We start from the raw sequence: 19836 nt of genomic DNA on the forward strand, positions 1-19836 counted from the left end.
AAATGATACTACTCCACTCCCAAACATAAATTGAAAGTACATCTTTATTATATGTTTTTATTGTAACATACTATAGAAGTTTTAGTTTCAACTATTTATTAGATATTTTGTTTGCAAACGAAAGTATCTGTTTAAGCGCAATGTCTTTTGCTATCCCTGCAAGTCTTAGTTTATGTGCATAGTCGAGAATTTCTTTGAAATTTTCTCCTGGCTCTATTCCATTATCAATTAAATCCTTTCCAGTGACATATGGTTTAGCCATTATCTCCTTATATACATTAAATCTGTTAAACAAAAATTTTACGCATTCTTTTTCCTCAGCATTTTTAGAATCTATATATGGCACTGAAGAACATCTATTATATTTCTGTGACTCCACCATATACAATTTTTTTGTTTTATCACAAATAGCAAAGTAAATAAGATCGACTGGAGCCAAAACATCATCAAACATGTGATTTGTTTTCTTTATAGACGACCTTGCTTCAGCTACTATATTAGGTCGCATATGATTTGGAATCATGTTCCTAATGTACCTTTTTATATAATTATTATGACTAATACGATCCAGAAATCGCTCCGCGATTTCTGCTCCTTGTAGTTCGTGACCATACGCGTGAATTGCGCCATTTACGAATTCAGTCGTCGTAATCTTACCGAAATCATGAGTGAGAGCCAGCAGCATAAACGCGTATGGGTCACTCACGCAAGATCGGAAATGGGCCGCTCTATCCAGCACCATCATAGAGTGAGTCCAGACATCACCTTCGGGATGGAATTTCGGATTCTGCGCGAGTCCAATCAGCTGCTCGAGTTCCTGGAACCAGTATCCGAGCTGGCCCATTTCCCGCAGGCATTCAAAAAATTCGGATGGACGGTGGGATTCCAATAACGCCTTCTTCATCTCTATCTCGACTCGCTCGGCCGACAGCTCTCTGAGGTCGAGCGTCCTGCAGATTGAAATCGTGGAAGGCGCGACCTGGAATCCGAATCTGGATCTGAATTGGGCAGCACGGAGGGCGCGGAGTGGATCCTCACCGAATGTCTTATAATCTATATGGCGGATAATTCGGTTTCTGATATCCTCCACTCCACCATAAGGGTCAGTGATTTCACCGCTCAGGATGTCCTTCAGTAACGCATTCATTGTAAAATCACGCCTCCGTGCTGCCTCTTTGATTCCGATAAACGGATTGATTTCAATCTCAAAGTCACGATGACCAGCTCCAGACTTTCGTTCTGAGCGTGGAAGAGCAACATCTATCTGATGACCAGCAAGCGAGTATACACCAAAAGCTGAACCAAAGCGTAACGGTTTTCCAAGTTCCTTTAGCACCTCTTCCAAAACTGTCTCAGAGATTCCATGCACTTCAATATCTACGTCCTTAATCGGACGCCTCATAACCTCGTCACGAACTGCTCCACCTACTAAATATGCACGTCCTCCCAGTTCTGCTACCCTGACGGCTAACTTTTCAATTATTTCTTTATCTATCTTGTTCATCTGTCAATTTCTTATATGTAGCTCTGACTCTCAACGTCGAACACGCCGCGCGTCGTGAGTCTCAGCTTCGGAATAACGGGTAGGCTCATGAAGGATAGCGTCATGAAAGGATCTATCAACTTACTAACACCTAGTTCAAAAGCCTTTGCCTTTGCATCTTCAAGATTCGTATTCACATCAACTAACGTAGCATCACTCATGAGACCGGCAATTTCCAGCTTTACGTCTCCGATACATTTACCGCCGTCAAATACCGTGATTCCTCCGCCATTCTCCGCAATATGATTAACTGCGGCAGCCATATCCCAATCATTGGTTCCGACAACAATTATGTTATGTGAATCGTGCGATATACTAGTAGCAACTGCACCGCTTTTCAGCCCGTATCCTTTTATATATCCGATTCCGATATGTCCCGTATAGTTATGTCTCTCTACTACAGCGATTTTGAGGATATCTGCGGCAACATTCACACCAGTTGCATATCCCTCATCTGTAGTCATCAGTTCACCTGCAACCATGCCAAGTACACCCCTTGGTCTGTCTATCTTGAATGCTTCAGGTGTGAGCCTATCAACCTTAAATGTGCTATGTGCCCTCTCTGTCAGGAACTCATCTACAGGAGGAGCTTTGAAGTCCTTGAGCTTTCCGCCGCTGAACATCAGCTTTCCCTTTTTATAAACTTGTTCAATTGTAAACTCCTCAAAATTATTAATTATTACGAAATCAGCAAGATATCCGAGTGCAATCGCGCCACGATTATTCAATCTGAAATACCTGGCTGCGTTGGTGCTTGCAACCTTAATTGTCAGTATCGGATCTGCTCCCATCGAAATAGCTTTCTTAATTATATAGTCTATGTGTCCTTTCTCCAGTAGGTCAGACGGATGCTTATCATCCGTGCAGAACATACATCTATCTGCATATTTATCTGTCAAAAGCGGCATCAGAGCCTCCAGATTATGAGCTGCTGTACCCTCTCTAATCATAATCACCTGTCCAAGCTCGAGCTTATCTATAGCCTCACAAGCCGTAGCACACTCATGGTCGGAATAAACTCCAGCAGCGACGTATGCATTTAGCGCCTTCCCCTTCACCCCTGGTGCATGTCCATCTATCTTCTTATGGTGTGCCTGTGCCGCAACGATTTTCTCCACAACCTGTTCATCTGCAGAGACTGTACCGACGTAATTCATCATCTCTGCGAGCCCCTGCACTCTAGGATGTTCGTAGAAACTATCAATCGCCCTGTAATCGAGCATTGCACCAGACTCGTCAAGAGGAGTCGCAGGAACGCATGACGGGAGCATAAAACGTACATCAATCGGCAGCCCTTCGGTAGACTGGAGCATGTATTCGACTCCGTCTGTACCCATTACATTTGCAATCTCATGCGGGTCAGTAACCACAGTAGTCGTACCATGTGGGAGTACTGCTCTCACAAATTCAGCAGGTGTAACCAGAGAGCTCTCGAGATGGATATGGGCATCGAGAAATCCCGGGCATACTATCTTACCCGTCACATCCACTTCCTTTTCTCCATCATATTCGCCTATTCCAACAATTAATCCATTCGTAACTGCAATGTCAGCATTTCGTAGTTCACCTGAGAATACACTCACATATGTTGCATTCTTAAGAACTAAATCCGCTTTACATTTTCCTGCAGCTGCTCTTATAACTTTCTGTTTACGCTGCAATTTGCGATTGATTTTACCTGTGTAGCTTTCAGACATTTGAGAACCCCTTTACCTGCACCACTATAAATTAATATATTGTATCATATTTTAATGAAGCTCTACTGCAAGAAGAGATATAAATATAATACGAGTTGCAATAGTGCTACTTTTACAACTCGCTTAAATTCATATTTCTATATGACGACTTATTGAAATTAACTTTTCTTATGAGGTTTTATTTACAATTAGTCAACTAAATTTTACATTTCGCACATACAAAAGGAGCCCAGTCGGGTTCTTTTCTCTAAACGTATATGTGTTCTCAAATTTTCTCTTATTAACCTAACAACTTCTCTTCCCAGTCCTTCTCTCTGAAGCCACCGAGCACAAAGTCATCACCAACGACCAGCGGTCTCTTTACAAGCATTCCATTAGATGCTAGAACCTCGAGTTGCTCATCTTCGCTCATCGCACCTAACTTATCCTTGAGCTCCATTTCTCTATAGAGCATTCCGCTTGTGTTAAAGAACTTTCTAACCGGCTTGTCACTTCTCGAAAGCCAGTCCCTTAGCTCCTCCTTAGTCGGATTGTTTTCAACTATATGTCTGTCATCGTAATCAACACCGTTGTCATCGAGCCACTTTTTAGCCTTCTTGCATGTGCTGCACTTAGGATATTCATTAAATAGAACTTTCATAGTCATCCTCCCTCTTACTTTACAAGTTCAATCAGGTCACCATAATCTGCCTCTAGCATGTCTTCTACTGGAATAAATTTTAGAGCTGCAGAATTGATGCAATATCTCATGCCGCCATCTTCTGCTGGTCCATCCTGAAATACGTGTCCCAGATGAGAATTTGCACCCTTGCTTCTTACCTCTACTCGTTCCATGCCGAAGGTAGTATCGCGTAGATATGTCACATGCTCCTCGCTTATAGGTTTCGTAAATGCAGGCCATCCGCAGCCAGAATTGAACTTGTCCGTCGATACGAACAGCGGTTCACCACTCACGACATCTACGTAAATTCCCTTTTCAAAGAAGTCGTCGTATTCTCCAGAGAATGCTCTTTCAGTTCCTGACTTTCTAACGACGTTATAAGCCTGTGGTCCGATGCGGTAGAATAGCTCCTCCTCAGTCTCATCTGACGGATAGAGGTCGTCCTTTACCTCCTGACCAGCCTCTGCAGTTTCTGCTGCGAACAGAGCTCTAACTTCTTCAATTTCATAGTTTGTAATGTGGCAGTATCCGCCTGGATTCTTATCGAGATAGTCCTGATGATAATCTTCAGCATCATAGAATGAATACAGCGGTTCAAGCTCTACGTAGATTTCCTCATGGATTTCCTCCTGTTGGGCAAATACTTTCTCTAGTGTCGGCAGATCCTTCTCATCCTCGTAATACACGCCCGTCTGATACTGTGTTCCGATATCAGCTCCTTGTTTATTCTGAACAGTTGGATCGATAACCATAAAGAACGCATGGGTAAGCTTCTCAAGCGATAATCTCTCGGGATTATACACGATTTTAACAGCCTCTCTATGACCAGTATTGCCTCTACAAACCTGCTCATATGTAGGGTTCTCAGTACTTCCATTTGCATATCCAACAGTTGTCTCTATAACCCCCGGTATCTCCTTGAACACCCTCTCTGTGCCCCAGAAGCAACCACCGGCAAAATATATATTCTTACTCATTGTTTCTCTCCTTATCGACACAAACATCTAAATTAATAAGCATAACTGTCTCCGTCCGTATAGCTTGTGTACAATTTAATTATATACATTCTAACCGTTTTTTCAATGCTTTATTTTAGGAATATATCTCGTTCAAAAGGCTTCGGAATAACCAGACCACCTTTACCATACATCGCTGGTATGAGGCCAGAATCCTCATCTTTAATAATGTTACCCCACTATGTTACCTCGTTATATGCAGTATCTTGATCTTGTGTCTATCAATAATTTCTTTAAATTCCACAAGTCCCTTTTCTAACTCTTTCTTCTTCGCTTCTATAGCCTCTTCGCTTTCTAGAATTTCTTGTATGTTATAAGGAAACTCTTCCCTTACAACTTCAATAGCAGCCCTTACCCTGGCACTCTTCTGTAGAATTCGTTCTTTCTCCTTCAAAAGGTGCACTCTTACATCTTCATGTTCGTAAGCCGGAATTTCATCATTGGCTATGATACTAATTGTCTTAATCGTCTCTAAATCCCCTTTTTTATATGCCTGCACAGCATTATTGAACAATTCAAGCTTTACTTCAGATAAGTCTGGATTAAGATCAGGATGAAGAGCCTTTACAATCTGCCTATATAGAGTCTTGAGCTCCTTGGATTCTTCTTTATATAAGCGTTCTAGATTCTTTCGTTCAATCGCTTCGTTTATCTTCTCCAGCTGTTCTTCAAGCTCTCTCTTGTAGTCTTCAAACTCTTCATCAAGGAGTGCTTCTATTTCGCTAAAATCAATCTTTTCTTGTCTATTCTTTTTAGCCTGGATGAGCTCGATTTTTCTTCTCAATCTAGCCTCTAAACACTGAGCTTCGTAGAGCTTGTACTCAATGGCTCCAAATTCGGCAAAGTAATTCGCCTCTAGATTTTTGCAAACAACGAAACGTAACTCATCATACTCGAGCAGTGCCATGGATAGCTCAGTACGAGCCCAATCTACTTCTTCTTTGAGCTTTGCAATCTCAGGAAAAACTATTAATTTGTTTTTCATCAAAATTCCACCTTTCAATAATTATGAATCACACATTGCCTATTTCTATTGATAGTTAGCTAAAGTTTACCAAACTGACGTTATTTATTCAAATCGTCTATTTGTTTATGAAGATGATTCTAGATATATAGATAAAAACAGGACTCCATCTGGAGTCCTACATTATGCATAGTTTTTGACTCAAACTCTAATACGATTTTTAACTATCTTTTCAAAAGTTCTTATATGCCGATATAGCCTGTTGTTTCAGGTATTTCCGGCATTTTATCTATCGGGAGATGCTCACATATTTTCTTAAATCCGCTTGTGTTTTCGCTTTGAAAGGTAGTAAAGAAGTAGTAAAACATCTCTTTTCCTTTAAGCCACCAGTCTGAAAAATTCCGCCTGTGCGCTGTCAAATGTGGCGTGTGCGTAATAGTTCAGTGTCATGGTAATGTTGGCGTGTCCCATAAGATACTGTAAGGCTTTCGGATTCATTCCCGCATTTGCCATGTTAGTGCAGAACGTGTGTCGCAGGGTATGGGGCGTTGTTACCGCCGGCAAAGCTTCCTCATGATTTTTGTTATACTTTTCTACAAGTCTGCGAAACATAGCATCATAGTTGATACAAGCCTGTGGTGTTCTGTTCCTTGTGAGAAAAAGAAAGCCTGTGTAGCCGTCAACCTCGAAACTACTTTTTCTTCGGCTTTGCACAACTCTCTGCAAGGCCTCAAGAACTCGGTCGCTCATTGGAATTTTCCGAATACCGTTTTCCGTTTTCGGTGTTTCAATGCGGTACGATTTTTTACCGGAGTATTGAAGTTGATGATCCACATTGATTGTCCGATTCTCAAAATCAATATCGCTCTCCGTCAATCCGCAAAACTCTGAAATACGAAGTCCTGTTCCAAGCAGAATGATAAGCTCGTCATAATACTTATGATAGACCTTATCGCTTTTCACAAAGGAAAGTAAACTTTCTTCTTGTGCAGGCGAAAGAGGAACCTTCGGCTCGGTGTCATCCTCAATAACTGTGTTGATATGAAAGTCAAAGGGATTTTTCCTGATACAGTCATCCTGAATGGCGGTATAAAAGGCTGCCTTTAGAGAACGCTTGTAATTGCTGATGGTTTTGAAAGAATAGCCTTTTTCTTTCATTCGTAAAGCCCATTCCTTTGCATCAGACATTTTTACATTCTCGATGCTGCAAGTGCCTATAGTATCTTCCTCAAGGATTCTCATAAGCTGTTTTCTGCCTTGCTTTGTACTGTGTCTTACATTTGCATGGTTTCGTATCTGCTTTGCGTAAAGCTGGCAGACGGTCATTTTCTTTCCCACCGGGTCAATCCCGTCATCAAGGTCTTTTTGTATCTCCTTGACCTTTTCCCGCAGGGATTTATCCTCGCGTTTTCCTTTCGGGGTCTTATCCGTTGGAACTAATTTCCATGCGTACACAAACTGCGTCTTTCCAAAGGTGTCTATATATTTGTAAGCATATCTCCCGTCTTTTCTCTGGCTCTCTCCTGACCGCAAAACTCGGTTTTTGCTGTCCCGTCTTTTTTCTGACATGTTATGCTCCTTTCCAAGACGGAAAGAGCCTTGATATGCTATATCTATTATAACATCGTCAAGGCTCGATCTCCATTAGATTGTGTCAACCGTATCGATCATTTTTTCAAACTGCTTGCGCTTGATCTGAATACGGTTGCCGTTTAATATCACCCAATTTGCGTTAGGATTTTCTTCTGCCAGCTTTCGCAGCTTATTTTCTCCAATGCGAAAATACTTTGCCGCTTCTTCTATTGTAAGGGTATATTTTTCCCAGATAGGCACATCAGTATGATTCATCTCATCGCCCCCTTTCTCAAAATAGGTATAGTAAAAGTTCTGATATTTGTATGTTTTAAGAAAGGCACTACCGGACGGCTTTAAGCATTAGCCTCACGGGAATTTCACTCCTGCATGGATCTCATCCAGCCCTACCCATTGCCTGCGACGCTTTGAACGCTCGGACTGTGGCTATAGGGGAGTATCATTATATATTTTGCGCCGTCATGGCTCGCAAGCAGCTACGCTTGCTTTACGGCAAAATGTTTCTCGCTCGGCTTCCGGGTAGGGAAGTGTCATGGCGCATTTTCCGCATAGCTAAAGCACAAAAGGAAAGTATCCGGTTTGCCCTATGATACGCCGCCGTTATCTTGCGGGTATATTTGTCAAAGAACAGGTTCAAGATTTACTGCCTTATCTGCGGAAAGGGGAACGCAGATTGTTACAGTCTTAAACCTTGAACATCAGGACAGCCTGCATCAGCTTTGAACGAAGGCGATCTCGTATATCCTCGTCTATGCCGTAATAGGTGTTTCCCCGTTCATCACGGAGTTTTCTCATAGAAAGGTGTGCGATATAGCCTGCGTAATGCTGGCAGACAATATTCATTGCCTGCGGCTCTCCCTTGGTTGCGGCTATGATTACCGGATAAGGCAACAAGCCGCGTTCATCGTCGGTTGTTTTACCAGTCTGGGTAGTCATAAGCGTGTTCCTCCAAATAGCGTTTTAGCAGCTCAAATGAGCTGGTTCTCCGATACTGCACTGTGCTTCTCGGAATCTGATAGAGTGCTGCAATTTCCGCATCGCTCATATCAAAGAAGTAGTAGAGTAGAGTAGAACGGCTCTTCTTTTTTCTTCCGGCAAGCTGTGGATTGCGTCAGCGATAAGCTTTGCGCTCAATTCTTTTCCGCCTGCGAAAAAGGTTTGTTCTTCTTTATCTTCTGCAAAGAAATCTTCACAGGTATAAAGCTGGTTTTCCTCTTTCGGTGTCAGGTCGGAAAAACTGATTTCGTGTGCCTGCCGCTTCCGAAGTGCCTTATGGGCATTGATACTTTCGTTTTTCAATGTCCGCTTGCAGAAGCCGTTAAATGCGCAGCGTATCTGCCATTCGGTCCGCTCAGGTTCATTCATGGTATTCACCTCCTTTCGCAGCCGCGAAAGCGGGTAGAATTTCCCCTTTCGTAAACCCTCAACAACGGAGAGATGAAAACTGCCAAAGAAAAGCGAATATTTTTAGAAAAAAGTTTTTGTGAACACAAAAAATCCCGACTGCACAGGGCAGCCGGGATCGGACATGAAAAGATAGCTATATGGATAGGATGTAACAGGTTATCCGTAAAGGCACGGAAACCCGGAAATAGAATATATCCCCTTTAACAAGATTTTAATATAGCGAAAAATAAACACGACGATACCTCCTTTGATACCGCCGCATTTTCGTATGATATTATTAAATTCAACCTTCTCCGTTATTTACAGCGGCCTTATTTTGGATGTGATGTTATTACTTGCATAAAATTTATCTCCTTATCACAAACCTTTCGATTTTATTTTTAAGAACACTTTAAGCGAAAGACCATCCTTCTGCTTTTTCTCTTATACTTATGAAACGTTGATAAAGGCCCTCTTGTTTTATCAGCTCTTGATGAGTTCCTTTTTGAACAACTTTTCCGTTATCAATTACAAGTATTTGATCTGCGTTTTCTATGGTCGCTAACCTATGTGCAATAACAATTACCGTTTTTCCTTTCGTTAATTCCGTAATAGCTTGTTGAATCATATGTTCATTTTCCGGATCAATACTTGCAGTTGCTTCGTCAAGAATTATAATAGGAGAATTTTTTAGAATAGCACGTGCAATAGAAATTCTTTGCTTTTCACCACCTGATAAATTTGCTCCGCCTTCTTCAACAATCGTTTCATATCCATTTGGAAATGATGTAATAAACTCATGACACCTTGCTTTTTTCGCTGCTGCTACAATATCTTCATAGGTTGCATTAGGATTACCAAATTTTATATTGTTTGCGATTGTATCATTGAATAGATAAACTTTTTGAAATACCATAGAAATATTGCGAAGAATACTTTCACATGTCATATCTTTTATATTGTGTCCATCTATTCGTATAGTTCCCTTGTTCACATCATAAAATCTTGCAATTAAATTACATATAGTTGTTTTTCCGCTTCCGGATGGACCTACAATCGCTGTTGTAGCACCTTGTGGCAATATGAAGCTAACATCTGATAAAACTGTTTTTTTGTCATAAGCAAAAGAAACATTTTGAAATTCTATATTATATGCATCTAAAGATATATCTTTTCCATTCTTGTCAATTTCTTCTGCTTTCTGAATAGAATCAAGTTTGTCCAATGTCGCATTGATAACCTCAATTACATGGATAGCACTATTCACTTTTTCCAAATGATTGAACAAAACAAACGAAAACATATCAAGCATAAGCATGACGAAAATAGGCATACTTCCATTCAAGGTGAGATATGCTGAAGCAATGACTACGCCAATGGAAGTAGTTTTAAGAATTAACTGATGCAGGCAATTATATGGACAATATTCCAACTCTAATTTTACGTTTACTTTTTTATGGTTTTGAAATGCGTTCCTTATTCCTTCTACGGCTGCACCTTCCTGTTTGAAGGCTTTTACAACTTGCATTCCTCTCAAATATTCTATTGTGTTTTCTACAATTTCATCTTGGGCTTTTTGATGTAATACTGCGTTACGGTGTGATATTTTTTCAAGTGCATACATAATGCATGTAGAAACAAGTAGCCCTGTTAAGGATATAACTCCTGCTATCGGACAGAATATTGTCAAAGATATTATCATCACAACAACTGTTATATGACCATTAACGACAATATCTATCATATGCATGCAGTACATTTCTATAAATGAAAGATCAGTTGTAGCAGCAGAAGATAATTCTCCTATATTATTGTGATTGAAGAATCCAAGTGATACTTTCTTAAAAAGGTTTCCCAATTTGATACGTTGCTCTGCTGTCGCCTCATATCCCACACTTTCTTGAGTAATTGCACGCAGATATGATGAAATAAATCGTAATAATACACATACAATAACAGAAAAAAGGAGTTTCCATATCATTGTATGATCTAATGGTTCTTTTCCGCTAAAGTCATTCAAAATGGCATTTAATCCATAAGATGCCAACATAATCGGCAAAGCAGTAAATATTCCATTCAAAAAAGCAAAAATAAACCCTATATATACTCGTTTTTTATAGTTTCCAGTCCAATCAATCAACCTTTTTACAGTTCTGAACATATGCTTTCCACCTCCTGTTTAGAATTTGCAGACCAATTTCTTGCTCCTATATGAGCTTCCCACATATTACGATAGAGGGAATCGGAATCTAATAGCAATTTATGTGTACCGATCGAATGAATTTCTCCATTTTTTAAGACAATAATTTGATTAGCGTTTGTTATAGTGGATAGTCTGTGTGCAATAACAAAAAGTATTTTTCCTTTGGTTAAAGCCGATATTGATCGTTGCATTTTTTCTTCATTTTCTTGATCTGCAAAAGCAGTAGCTTCATCAAGAATAACTATAGGAGCATTTTTTAATATCATTCTTGCAATAGAAATCCTTTGTTTTTCACCGCCGGACAATCTATTTCCAGCATCACCTGCTTGCGTATCATATCCATGCTCAAGCTTTTGTATAAAGTCATCACAGCAAGCAGCCTTTGCAGCAGCATAAACTTCTTCATCAGTAGCAGACGGTTTGCCCATTCGGATATTTTCTTTTATGGAGCAGTGGAAGAGAAAGTTATCTTGAGTAACAAAACTTATTATGTCAGATAACTGTGATATAGGAATCTGACGTATATCTATACCACCAATAGATATAGAGCCTTCGTCTACATCCCAAAACCGGGCTATAAGTCGTGCAATCGTAGATTTGCCACTTCCTGAAGGCCCTACCAGAGCTGTAAAAGAATCCTCAGGAACCGAAAATGTAATATTAGAAAGAACTTTATTATCTTTATTTTTGCTATATGCAAAAGAAACATTTTTAAGCTCTATATTGTGGTTCTCTATGGAAAGTGAATTTTTAGAATCAGGAAGCTCTGTTACATGTAGTAGCTTATCTACATCATGAATTGCATATTCTACCGCCTTAACATTACTGACGTGTAATGTGTAATTCATTAAAGGATCAACGATGCCCATTGACAGAATAAAGCACATTACCATGTTTTCAGGCGATAATGTACCGGTGGCATATAAAATCATTCCTACAGGTAAAGTTCCTAAAAAGGTGGATGGAAGCACCGAATTTCCAAAGTTCATTAGTTTCCACACACTTTTATACCAGTTCAAAGTGTAATCCTTAAATGATTTTACAGCTTTTGAAAATTTTTCATAGGATGTAGAAGATTGATTGAAAGCTTTGATTACTTCTATTCCTTCAACATATTCAACAATCACTCCATTTACATAATTGCTGGATTCCATATAATCTGCATACTGTTTATTAAAATTTTTCATCATACTAAAATATGCAACAGAAGCAATCGGCACAGTTATTAACATCGCAAGAGCCATACGCCAATCTATGCTTATTAAATATATAAAAACAGCAATCGGTAGGCATAAATTAGAAATTCCTTCAGGAATCATATGTGCTAAAGGTAATTCGATGGTTTCAACTCTATCTACAATTACGCTTTTTAATTTTCCAACAGATTCTTCAACTACTGTTCCAAGAGGAGCCCTCATCAGCCGCTCGGCAAGAGCAAGTCGTATGTTCTCCAAAATACTATACGCAGATGCATGGGACAGACTTGTAGAAATACCATGAAAAATATACCTAAAAGTATATCCGCATACAGCGATCAAACCCCATACCCAAACATTAGGAATTGTAGCCGAACCGTTTATAAATGAAGTAATAATATGATACACACTCCAATAAGGTATAAGACCTGAGGCTACACTAACCAAAGCACATATAACAGATAATATAATTTTGCCTTTACATTGTGATGCAAAGGAGAAGACAATGGAAATCCAGCTTCTCTTTTTCATTATTTGTTCCTCCTTCAATAAAAAATAGAGAGTATCGTATATTATTCGACACTCTCTATTCTACCAATATTAAATTTTTCATCTACTCTACATAGGTATGCTTAACTCCATTTAGATTTTAATTTTCCTATATTCTAATGGGGTTACACCTTTTATGTTCTTAAACGCCTCTGCAAATTTACTACTGTTTGAATATCCCACTTCTCCTGCAATGGTTGAAACAGTTTTATCGGTTTCTGTAAGGAGTGTTGCAGCCATGTTTATTCTGTATTTTTTCATGTATGAGTATATTGCTGATCCATAGATTCCTTTGAAACATTCTTTTAAGGATGATTCTGAAATATCAAATTGCCTTGCAAGTTCTTCAATCGTGTAATGGTGTTCCGGAGCAGCCGTTATAAAGTTTTTTATAGCTTTTACTTTTTCAACTTTAGTTTTATAAAAATATGGTCGTTCTTTACGAATGGCAGAAACATCCGCAATTTTTAATGAAACAAGAAGTTCCAAAATTTTGATTTTAAGATATTCTGATTTAATTGAATCTGGCACATTATAAATCTCGGAAAAAATATGATCTGTTAAAGAATCCCCATGTATAATGCAAGGTTTCTCATTCAAAGAAAATTTTTTCTCCAAATCAAATAAATCTATGGAAAAAAGTTGTAATTGCTCCTTAACGCTGCTTTCCATAATATCTGTAACAGACAAATTGATTGTAATACCATGATAATGGCTCAAGGGGAAACTACAATAACGGTATTCTGCAACATGCAAATTTTCAATTAAAATATCTCCCGGTTCTAAATACAAATATTCATTTGAGGAAGTTTCTGATTCCATTCTCCCTTCACTGCAATGATGAATACTAATATAATGACCGGGGTCTATTTTTCTTCCTGTTCCTTCTTCGGAATGAAAACTGTTATACATCAATGATATTCCCGGATAAAGAGGGTAATATATAACCGTACCATCTGCATTTCCACCGTTAAGCTGATATACAGAACATAAATCATCTTTACAGAGCAATTCAAATTTTTGCTCTTTGAAAATTTTATCAATATCAAACACTACTATCACCTCGCTGTAAGAAAAATTTCTTTAAGCGTTCCGTTCCACTTAAATCTAAAGGATATTGTTCTTTCACCATTCCATTTTCTAAATGAAGTATATAAGTGCAACAACTTGCTATAAGCTCATAATCATGAGTAACAACAAGTACAGTTTTTCCTATCTGTGATAAATCGGTAAGTTCTTTTGCAACATCTCGCATGTGAAGAAGATCCAGTCCACTTGTGGGTTCATCAAAAATCATAATTTCACGTTGAGATGCCAAAGCACTTGCTATTGCTACTCTTTGTTTTTGACCTCCTGAAAGTGAAGCGGGATGCTTTTCCTTAAATTGAAGTAATTCAAGTTTTTTTAATATCAAGTCAATCTCCGGTTCATTCGGGTTTTTCATGCTTAATATCAATTCTTCATATATGCTTTCGGCAAAAAGTTGATGATTCACATCCTGCATTACCATATAACAATAGGAAAGACGCTGCTTTCTATTTAATGCTTTATTATTTATTGTTATTATACCCTTACATCTTTTTTCAAGTCCACAAATGCATCTTGCAAAAGTTGATTTTCCAGCACCGTTATTTCCTATTATTGCAATTACATTTGCTGCTGGTAAAGTGAGAGAGGGCACTTGTAAAGCTCTATCTTTCTTTGTGTATGAAAAGAAAAAATTTGAAAAAAATATTTCATCCTCTCTCTTCATGTTCTTTACAGACAATGGAAATAAATTTAGTTCAAAAGGACGAAGCCCCATATCTATTTGCTCGGATATAGATAATTTTTCAATATCGGCACTGGTATATTCTTTTTGTATTTGCCCATCCTCCATATATATTACACGATCAAAGAGACCTCTCAAATAATAAAGACGATGTTCAGCTATCACAATGGTTTTGCCTTGATTTTTCCATATTGAAATCATTTTCCGAAGATCATCGGTTGAATGTGTATCTAAATTGGAAGAAGGTTCGTCTAATACAATAATGGAAGGGGAACTGACTGATACTGAAGCACATGCTATTTTCTGTTTTTCCCCTCCAGATAAATTAAAAATATTTTTACCAAGGAGATGATTTATATTGAACATGGCAGCTGTTTCAAATATACTGCTGACGATTTTATTTTCAGGTAATCCTTGATTTTCACACGCAAAAGCCAATTCACTTGTTGAATCCACATTGAAGAATTGAGTTCTTGGATTTTGGAACACGCTTCCAACAAATTTTGGAATTTCATAAAGTGAAAGTTTACTAAGATTATGGCTATCAATAATTACATCACCTGATAAACGGCCATTATAATAATTTGGAATAAGCCCATTTATCAACCTTGTTAATGTGGTTTTTCCACACCCTGATTTTCCACATAATAGGACAACTTCTCCGTTTGGAATTACAAGATTTATTTCATGCAAACCTCCAGACGCTCCTTCCATATTATATCGGAAGTTGACATTTTTTAACTCTATCATTTTTTCACCCTATTTCATCAAACCAGAAAACCAATCCAACATATGAGTGCTGCTATAATAAAAATAGCATCAATCATATTAAATCCTATTTTGCATATATTTGTTCGTTTTGTTGGACTCCCTAATCCACGCGTAAGTGCAGCTGCTGATAGTTCTTCACCGATTTTCGTAATAGAAATCATTAGTGGAACAATGCGATATTCCAACATCTTGATAGGGCTTCTAAAAGTTGTAATACCTCGCATTTTCATAGCATCCTGAATAGCTCTATATTCTTCTTTTACTGTTGGGAAAAATCGAAATACCACAGACATTGGAATGATTATTTTTTCCGGGATATGCATCTTTTCCATTGAGGCGATAAATTCACTAACTGTTGTTGTATCAATAAGATAATATCCCATCACTATTCCCGGTAATATTTGAGTATATATTCCTAATATCGCACCTAACATAAAGCTAAATGCACCTTTTAATGTTGGAAACAGAAATATACTTAAACAAAAAAGTATCGTGTAAAATAAAAAAAACTTTAATGCTGCTTTTAATCGCATAGAAAAAAGCAACATAAGAATGGGAAATACAGCGGCTATAGGGCGAATATAAATCATCGCCCCATCAAATTTTCCTGCACACATAATAGTAGTTACTGTAATAGTTAAGAAAATTTTAGTGCGTGGGTCAATATGAAAAATGGATTTTTGTTCAAATGGTAATTGCTTGAGATTTTCCATTAAGCAATACCTGCTTTTTTGAAATGTTTTTTTAGAACAGTTTTGCCCAACATCGCACCTAAAATTCCACCAATAAGACAAGATAAAACAAGAACAGGATACATCCAATTTGGTGTAAGTGATGCAAGTGCATCTGCGTATTCCTTTCCATAACCCTTTTCCATAGTCATAAAGAACTCATTTCTCATAAAAAACAGCCTGCTAAAAAAGCCCATTGTCAGAATAGAAAAAACGGCATATCCAATTATTGTATACTTCATGCTCTGGTATTTGCCCATTTTCATAATTACGTCCGCTAAAAAACCGCAGGCAACACAAAAGGATGCTACTAATAGCCCACTACCCATAACTGTAAAGAGTATTGCTAAAATTATTCCTGTTATTGAAATCATCCCAAAGCTCCGTACTTTTGTAACATAAAGCATAAACGGAATTCCACATGTAATAGGGCATATCAGTCCTAACAATACATCAAGAATAGGAATATATCCCAGCATCATTGTCGCAAAATAAATGACAAAATAGATGGTTGTAAAGATACCAATGTTAATTAAATCTTTTGCTTGTAATTTGTTGTTCATAATATTACCTCCTGTATCAGTTAGTGCTATCTAACACATATATTTTACTATACCATGCTCTAAAAAAGCTAACTACTCTATATAGGTAAAAAAGCTCCAATTAGTTTATTTTTATTTAAGATATTGACGACTATTGTCAGAGTAAAATCCTTTCTATATATTTTTTATCAGATGTATTTATTGGCAAAAAGTGAATTTCCGTTGTTGTAGAGATTAAGGGATAAGAAGAATAGCAAGCATAGGAAAGGGGTACCCTTTCCGTATTTCAACCTATGTATGCTTACGCTATAGGCTGAAAATTGCTTGTTGGGAAGTGTCCCAAACCCTCTATGAAAACAGAAAGGAAATTCACCTATGAATAACAGAAAAAGAAATGTGCAGATTAAATTTCGTGTTACGGAAGAAGAACGCAGCTTGATTGAAGAAAAAATGAAACAGGTGCCTACAAGAAATATGGAAGCGTACCTTCGGAAAATGGCGATAGACGGATATATCATTCAGGTCGATCACAGCGATATAAAGAAAATGACGGCAGAGCTTCAAAAAATCGGAGTCAACATCAATCAGATTGCAAAAAGAGCGAACGCGACAGGAAATGTGTATCAGGAAGATATAGAAGAAATCAAAGGAGCATTAAAAGAGATATGGCGGTTACAAAGATTAAGCCTATTAAAAGCACACTGAAAAAAGCTCTTGAATATATCCAAAATCCCGATAAAACCGATGACAAAATGCTCGTTTCCTCTTTCGGATGCAGCTATGAAACCGCAGATATAGAGTTTGCCTTCACACTTTCACAGGCACTTGATAAAGGAAACAATTTAGCCCATCACCTCATACAGTCCTTTGAGCCGGGAGAGGTCAGTTTTGAAAAAGCCCATGAAATTGGAAAGCAGCTTGCGGACGCCGTAACAAAAGGACAGTATGAATATGTCCTAACTACCCATATTGATAAAGGGCACGTCCATAATCACATTATTTTTTGTGCTGTCAATTTCGTAGATTATCACAAATATAATTCCAACAAAAGAAGTTATTACGGGATTAGAAATGTCAGCGACCGTTTATGCTATGAAAACGGATTGTCGGTTATCACTCCGGAAAAAGGACGAAAAGGAAAAAGCTATATTGAGTATCAGACAGCAAAGAAAGGTACAAGCTGGAAAGGAAAACTGAAAGAAACGGTTGATCTTCTGATTCCTCAGGTAAAGGATTTTGAAGAGCTTTTAGAGAAGCTTCAAGCTTCCGGTTATGAAATCAAACGCGGGAAATATACATCCTGCTGTGCACCCGGACAGGAGCGATTTACAAGGCTGAAAACTCTCGGTATTGATTATACGGAAGAAGCAATCAAAAAACGCATTGCAGGAATAAGAAGCCATAATGTCAAGACACTGAAGCAGGAACAAGGAATATCTCTACTGATTGATATTGAAAATAATATCAAGGCACAGCAATCGGCAAGCTATGAGCATTGGGCAAAAATCCATAATCTGAAACAGGCTGCAAAGACAATGAATTTCCTTACGGAAAATAACATTAAGCAGTATGAGGATTTAATCAGTCGAATAGATGAAATCGTCCTCGACAGCGAACAGACGGCAACTAACTTGAAGCAGGCGGAAAAGAAGCTGTCCGATATGGCTGTTCTGATAAAAAATATCTCAACCTATCAAAAGACAAAGGATATTTACAGAGGATATATCAAGGCAAAGAATAAGGAAGCATACAAGCATAAGCATGAAAGCAGCCTGATTCTTTATGAAGCTGCGACAAAGGCGTTAAAGGATGCAGGCATTAAAAAGCTTCCGAATCTTACCACTTTGCAGAAAGAATATTCTGATCTGCAAAAGAAGAAAGATGCCATATATTCCGACTATGGAAAATTAAAAAAGAAAGTCAAGGAATATCAAAAAATCAAACAGAATGTTGATATGATTTTACAAAGAAAAAACACAGGCAGGGAGCATACAAAAAACCTTGAATAATTCCTCTTGTGGATGATGACTAAAATTCATGGTATGATATGGCTAACTAAAGAAACGGGAAATACACAATATTAAGGGCAGAAAACAGTTCCCGGAAGAAAAGGAGCTGATAGAATGACGCGCAAAGAAATATGGAAAGATTTTTTTAAGAAAGTAATTATCCCTGTTTTACTGACGGGATTTCTCTTTTACTGGGGAACGAAAATATTTACGCAAAACGGAGAAACCAACTATTTCTATGTATGGCTGTTTTGCGGAGTTCCTTTCGGTATCCGAAGAATGTTCCTGTGGCTGATTCCGATAAATCACGACTTTACCGCAACGGTGGGAATATTTGCCGTAAATATCATAGCCGGCGGACTGATCGGCTGCATTGTGATTATCTGGCAGCTTCTCGTTGCGGCATGGTACATTCCGCTTACAATATACAAGCTTGTCAAGGAATAACGGAATTTCAGACACAAAAAAACAACGGACGCAGCGGCCACAAATTCATGGCTGCCGCGTCCGTTTTTCTCTTGAGAGTTTTCCTTGTGTTACGCAGTTAAACCTCGTTTTTAAGGATTTAGGTATGAATCCCTGTCATAAGCTGAAATGCTTCTAAAAAGTAAGGTTATACAAGGCATTTGCACCCTCTATTTCGTAACAAGGCTTCGCTTTTTTCTCATACGCTCTGCCGCTTGCTTTCTTGTGATTTTCTTTCTGCAATCGGGGCAATATTTCGCATTGTTGGATTTTGACGCAAAGGGCGCTCCGCATACGGTGCAGCGTCGTTTTTCCTCCAGTGCGTAAAGCTCTGCAAAAAGCTCTTTGTCAAGAGGAAGCACCGCATCTGAAAACCAACGGCAAAGAAGCGAACAGGAAATAAGCTGCGGGCAATGACAAGGCTCCCCATCATCAAGTAAAATGCAGTTTCCACTATCAAAGTTGCAGCATTCTTTTTTTACAAGGCGATTGACACGCTTTACCTGTTTCGGTGAAAGCGGCTTTGCTTTCCTCATATTTCATCGGCGGGATCAATGGAAAGCGCGGCAAATTCCTCATCTGACAGGCTGTTTACCTTTTTTACCGTACGCTTTGCAAGCTCCCGCATATCACTATCCATAAAGGAAAGTGCAAATGCAATCTTCTCCGTTACTTCCTCCTTGCTTTTGCCCTTGTAAATGCTTAACAAATTCATTTCTTCAACTGTAAAAGGATTCAT

At 38.4% G+C, this 19836-nt stretch carries 20 protein-coding genes; 3 read left to right on the forward strand and 17 right to left on the reverse strand.

All coding sequences use genetic code 11. The annotated features are described in order from the left end of the window. Nucleotides 1-91: 91 nt before the first annotated feature. The 15 genes from AXF17_RS08065 to AXF17_RS08140 form a co-directional block, all read right to left on the reverse strand. Complete coding sequence (locus AXF17_RS08065; RefSeq protein ID WP_094234572.1) at nt 92-1504, reverse strand: CCA tRNA nucleotidyltransferase; 1413 nt, start codon at nt 1502-1504, stop codon at nt 92-94. An 11-nt stretch (nt 1505-1515) separates the two neighbouring features. Next, complete coding sequence (ade, locus tag AXF17_RS08070) at nt 1516-3240, reverse strand: adenine deaminase (protein WP_094234573.1); 1725 nt, start codon at nt 3238-3240, stop codon at nt 1516-1518. A 280-nt stretch (nt 3241-3520) separates the two neighbouring features. After that, nucleotides 3521-3880, reverse strand: a complete 360-nt coding sequence (locus AXF17_RS08075; RefSeq protein ID WP_094234574.1) for an arsenate reductase family protein — start codon at nt 3878-3880, stop codon at nt 3521-3523. Nucleotides 3881-3894: 14 nt separating this feature from the next. Beyond that, nucleotides 3895-4878: a peptide-methionine (S)-S-oxide reductase MsrA gene (msrA, locus tag AXF17_RS08080; RefSeq protein ID WP_094234575.1), complete on the reverse strand. Its 984-nt coding sequence runs from the start codon at nt 4876-4878 to the stop codon at nt 3895-3897. A 223-nt stretch (nt 4879-5101) separates the two neighbouring features. After that, the gene (locus AXF17_RS08085) at nt 5102-5902 is read right to left on the reverse strand and encodes a V-type ATP synthase subunit I domain-containing protein (protein WP_094234576.1); all 801 of its coding nucleotides are present in this window, start codon (nt 5900-5902) and stop codon (nt 5102-5104) included. A gap of 357 nt (nt 5903-6259) precedes the next feature. After that, nucleotides 6260-7450: a site-specific integrase gene (locus tag AXF17_RS08090; RefSeq protein ID WP_094234577.1), complete on the reverse strand. Its 1191-nt coding sequence runs from the start codon at nt 7448-7450 to the stop codon at nt 6260-6262. Nucleotides 7451-7525: 75 nt separating this feature from the next. After that, nucleotides 7526-7729 carry an excisionase gene (locus AXF17_RS08095; RefSeq protein ID WP_005962948.1) on the reverse strand — a complete coding sequence of 68 codons (204 nt, stop codon included), beginning with the start codon at nt 7727-7729 and terminating at the stop codon, nt 7526-7528. A gap of 429 nt (nt 7730-8158) precedes the next feature. Further along, a complete protein-coding gene (locus AXF17_RS08105) occupies nt 8159-8410 on the reverse strand; it encodes a helix-turn-helix domain-containing protein (protein WP_036381777.1) in 252 nt (83 codons plus the stop codon). A gap of 105 nt (nt 8411-8515) precedes the next feature. Then, nucleotides 8516-8839 carry a hypothetical protein gene (locus AXF17_RS08110; RefSeq protein ID WP_330398491.1) on the reverse strand — a complete coding sequence of 108 codons (324 nt, stop codon included), beginning with the start codon at nt 8837-8839 and terminating at the stop codon, nt 8516-8518. Between the two features lie 433 nt (nt 8840-9272). Then, nucleotides 9273-11021, reverse strand: a complete 1749-nt coding sequence (locus AXF17_RS08115; protein ID WP_094234578.1) for an ABC transporter ATP-binding protein — start codon at nt 11019-11021, stop codon at nt 9273-9275. After that, a complete protein-coding gene (locus tag AXF17_RS08120) occupies nt 11006-12790 on the reverse strand; it encodes an ABC transporter ATP-binding protein (protein WP_094234579.1) in 1785 nt (594 codons plus the stop codon). Before AXF17_RS08120 ends, AXF17_RS08115 begins: the two co-directional genes overlap by 16 nt. Before the next feature lie 111 nt (nt 12791-12901). Further along, complete coding sequence (locus AXF17_RS08125; RefSeq protein ID WP_094234580.1) at nt 12902-13861, reverse strand: helix-turn-helix domain-containing protein; 960 nt, start codon at nt 13859-13861, stop codon at nt 12902-12904. Further along, nucleotides 13854-15329, reverse strand: a complete 1476-nt coding sequence (locus AXF17_RS08130; protein ID WP_094234581.1) for an ABC transporter ATP-binding protein — start codon at nt 15327-15329, stop codon at nt 13854-13856. Before AXF17_RS08130 ends, AXF17_RS08125 begins: the two co-directional genes overlap by 8 nt. Nucleotides 15330-15346: 17 nt before the next feature. Continuing rightward, nucleotides 15347-16063 carry an energy-coupling factor transporter transmembrane component T gene (locus tag AXF17_RS08135; protein ID WP_094234582.1) on the reverse strand — a complete coding sequence of 239 codons (717 nt, stop codon included), beginning with the start codon at nt 16061-16063 and terminating at the stop codon, nt 15347-15349. Further along, nucleotides 16063-16644 (reverse strand): MptD family putative ECF transporter S component, encoded by a 582-nt coding sequence (locus AXF17_RS08140; protein ID WP_094234583.1) that lies wholly within the window; start codon nt 16642-16644, stop codon nt 16063-16065. Before AXF17_RS08140 ends, AXF17_RS08135 begins: the two co-directional genes overlap by 1 nt. A 354-nt stretch (nt 16645-16998) precedes the next feature. Here AXF17_RS08140 and AXF17_RS08145 point away from each other — a divergent pair, with 354 nt between their 5' ends. From AXF17_RS08145 to AXF17_RS08155, 3 genes are all read left to right on the forward strand, one after another. Continuing rightward, entirely contained in the window at nt 16999-17328 is a 330-nt protein-coding gene (locus AXF17_RS08145) for a plasmid mobilization protein (protein ID WP_094234584.1), read from the forward strand. Continuing rightward, the gene (locus AXF17_RS08150) at nt 17289-18632 is read left to right on the forward strand and encodes a relaxase/mobilization nuclease domain-containing protein (RefSeq protein ID WP_094234585.1); all 1344 of its coding nucleotides are present in this window, start codon (nt 17289-17291) and stop codon (nt 18630-18632) included. Before AXF17_RS08145 ends, AXF17_RS08150 begins: the two co-directional genes overlap by 40 nt. Before the next feature lie 114 nt (nt 18633-18746). Next, nucleotides 18747-19079 carry a DUF6050 family protein gene (locus tag AXF17_RS08155; RefSeq protein ID WP_094234586.1) on the forward strand — a complete coding sequence of 111 codons (333 nt, stop codon included), beginning with the start codon at nt 18747-18749 and terminating at the stop codon, nt 19077-19079. 188 nt (nt 19080-19267) lie between these two features. Here AXF17_RS08155 and AXF17_RS08160 read toward each other — a convergent pair whose 3' ends face one another. Both AXF17_RS08160 and AXF17_RS08165 read right to left on the reverse strand, forming a co-directional pair. Continuing rightward, a complete protein-coding gene (locus AXF17_RS08160) occupies nt 19268-19633 on the reverse strand; it encodes a cysteine-rich VLP domain-containing protein (protein WP_094234587.1) in 366 nt (121 codons plus the stop codon). Next, the gene (locus AXF17_RS08165) at nt 19630-19836 is read right to left on the reverse strand and encodes a transposon-transfer assisting family protein (protein WP_094234588.1); all 207 of its coding nucleotides are present in this window, start codon (nt 19834-19836) and stop codon (nt 19630-19632) included. The genes AXF17_RS08160 and AXF17_RS08165 overlap by 4 nt, the downstream gene beginning before the upstream one ends.

The sequence above is a fragment of the Mogibacterium pumilum genome, assembly GCF_002243385.1.
Lineage (GTDB): Bacteria > Bacillota > Clostridia > Peptostreptococcales > Anaerovoracaceae > Mogibacterium > Mogibacterium pumilum.

Coding starts and splice junctions, on each gene's coding strand:
- AXF17_RS08085 (WP_094234576.1), bottom strand. CDS start 5,902: ATGAAAAACAAATTAATAGTTTTTCCTGAGATTGCAAAGCTCAAAGAA.
- AXF17_RS08130 (WP_094234581.1), bottom strand. CDS start 15,329: ATGATAGAGTTAAAAAATGTCAACTTCCGATATAATATGGAAGGAGCG.
- AXF17_RS08115 (WP_094234578.1), bottom strand. CDS start 11,021: ATGTTCAGAACTGTAAAAAGGTTGATTGATTGGACTGGAAACTATAAA.
- AXF17_RS08140 (WP_094234583.1), bottom strand. CDS start 16,644: ATGAACAACAAATTACAAGCAAAAGATTTAATTAACATTGGTATCTTT.
- AXF17_RS08110 (WP_330398491.1), bottom strand. CDS start 8,839: ATGAATGAACCTGAGCGGACCGAATGGCAGATACGCTGCGCATTTAAC.
- AXF17_RS08095 (WP_005962948.1), bottom strand. CDS start 7,729: ATGAATCATACTGATGTGCCTATCTGGGAAAAATATACCCTTACAATA.
- AXF17_RS08075 (WP_094234574.1), bottom strand. CDS start 3,880: ATGAAAGTTCTATTTAATGAATATCCTAAGTGCAGCACATGCAAGAAG.
- ade (WP_094234573.1), bottom strand. CDS start 3,240: ATGTCTGAAAGCTACACAGGTAAAATCAATCGCAAATTGCAGCGTAAA.
- AXF17_RS08150 (WP_094234585.1), top strand. CDS start 17,289: ATGGCGGTTACAAAGATTAAGCCTATTAAAAGCACACTGAAAAAAGCT.
- AXF17_RS08155 (WP_094234586.1), top strand. CDS start 18,747: ATGACGCGCAAAGAAATATGGAAAGATTTTTTTAAGAAAGTAATTATC.
- AXF17_RS08160 (WP_094234587.1), bottom strand. CDS start 19,633: ATGAGGAAAGCAAAGCCGCTTTCACCGAAACAGGTAAAGCGTGTCAAT.
- AXF17_RS08105 (WP_036381777.1), bottom strand. CDS start 8,410: ATGACTACCCAGACTGGTAAAACAACCGACGATGAACGCGGCTTGTTG.
- AXF17_RS08090 (WP_094234577.1), bottom strand. CDS start 7,450: ATGTCAGAAAAAAGACGGGACAGCAAAAACCGAGTTTTGCGGTCAGGA.
- AXF17_RS08145 (WP_094234584.1), top strand. CDS start 16,999: ATGAATAACAGAAAAAGAAATGTGCAGATTAAATTTCGTGTTACGGAA.
- AXF17_RS08120 (WP_094234579.1), bottom strand. CDS start 12,790: ATGAAAAAGAGAAGCTGGATTTCCATTGTCTTCTCCTTTGCATCACAA.
- AXF17_RS08165 (WP_094234588.1), bottom strand. CDS start 19,836: ATGAATCCTTTTACAGTTGAAGAAATGAATTTGTTAAGCATTTACAAG.
- AXF17_RS08065 (WP_094234572.1), bottom strand. CDS start 1,504: ATGAACAAGATAGATAAAGAAATAATTGAAAAGTTAGCCGTCAGGGTA.
- msrA (WP_094234575.1), bottom strand. CDS start 4,878: ATGAGTAAGAATATATATTTTGCCGGTGGTTGCTTCTGGGGCACAGAG.
- AXF17_RS08135 (WP_094234582.1), bottom strand. CDS start 16,063: ATGGAAAATCTCAAGCAATTACCATTTGAACAAAAATCCATTTTTCAT.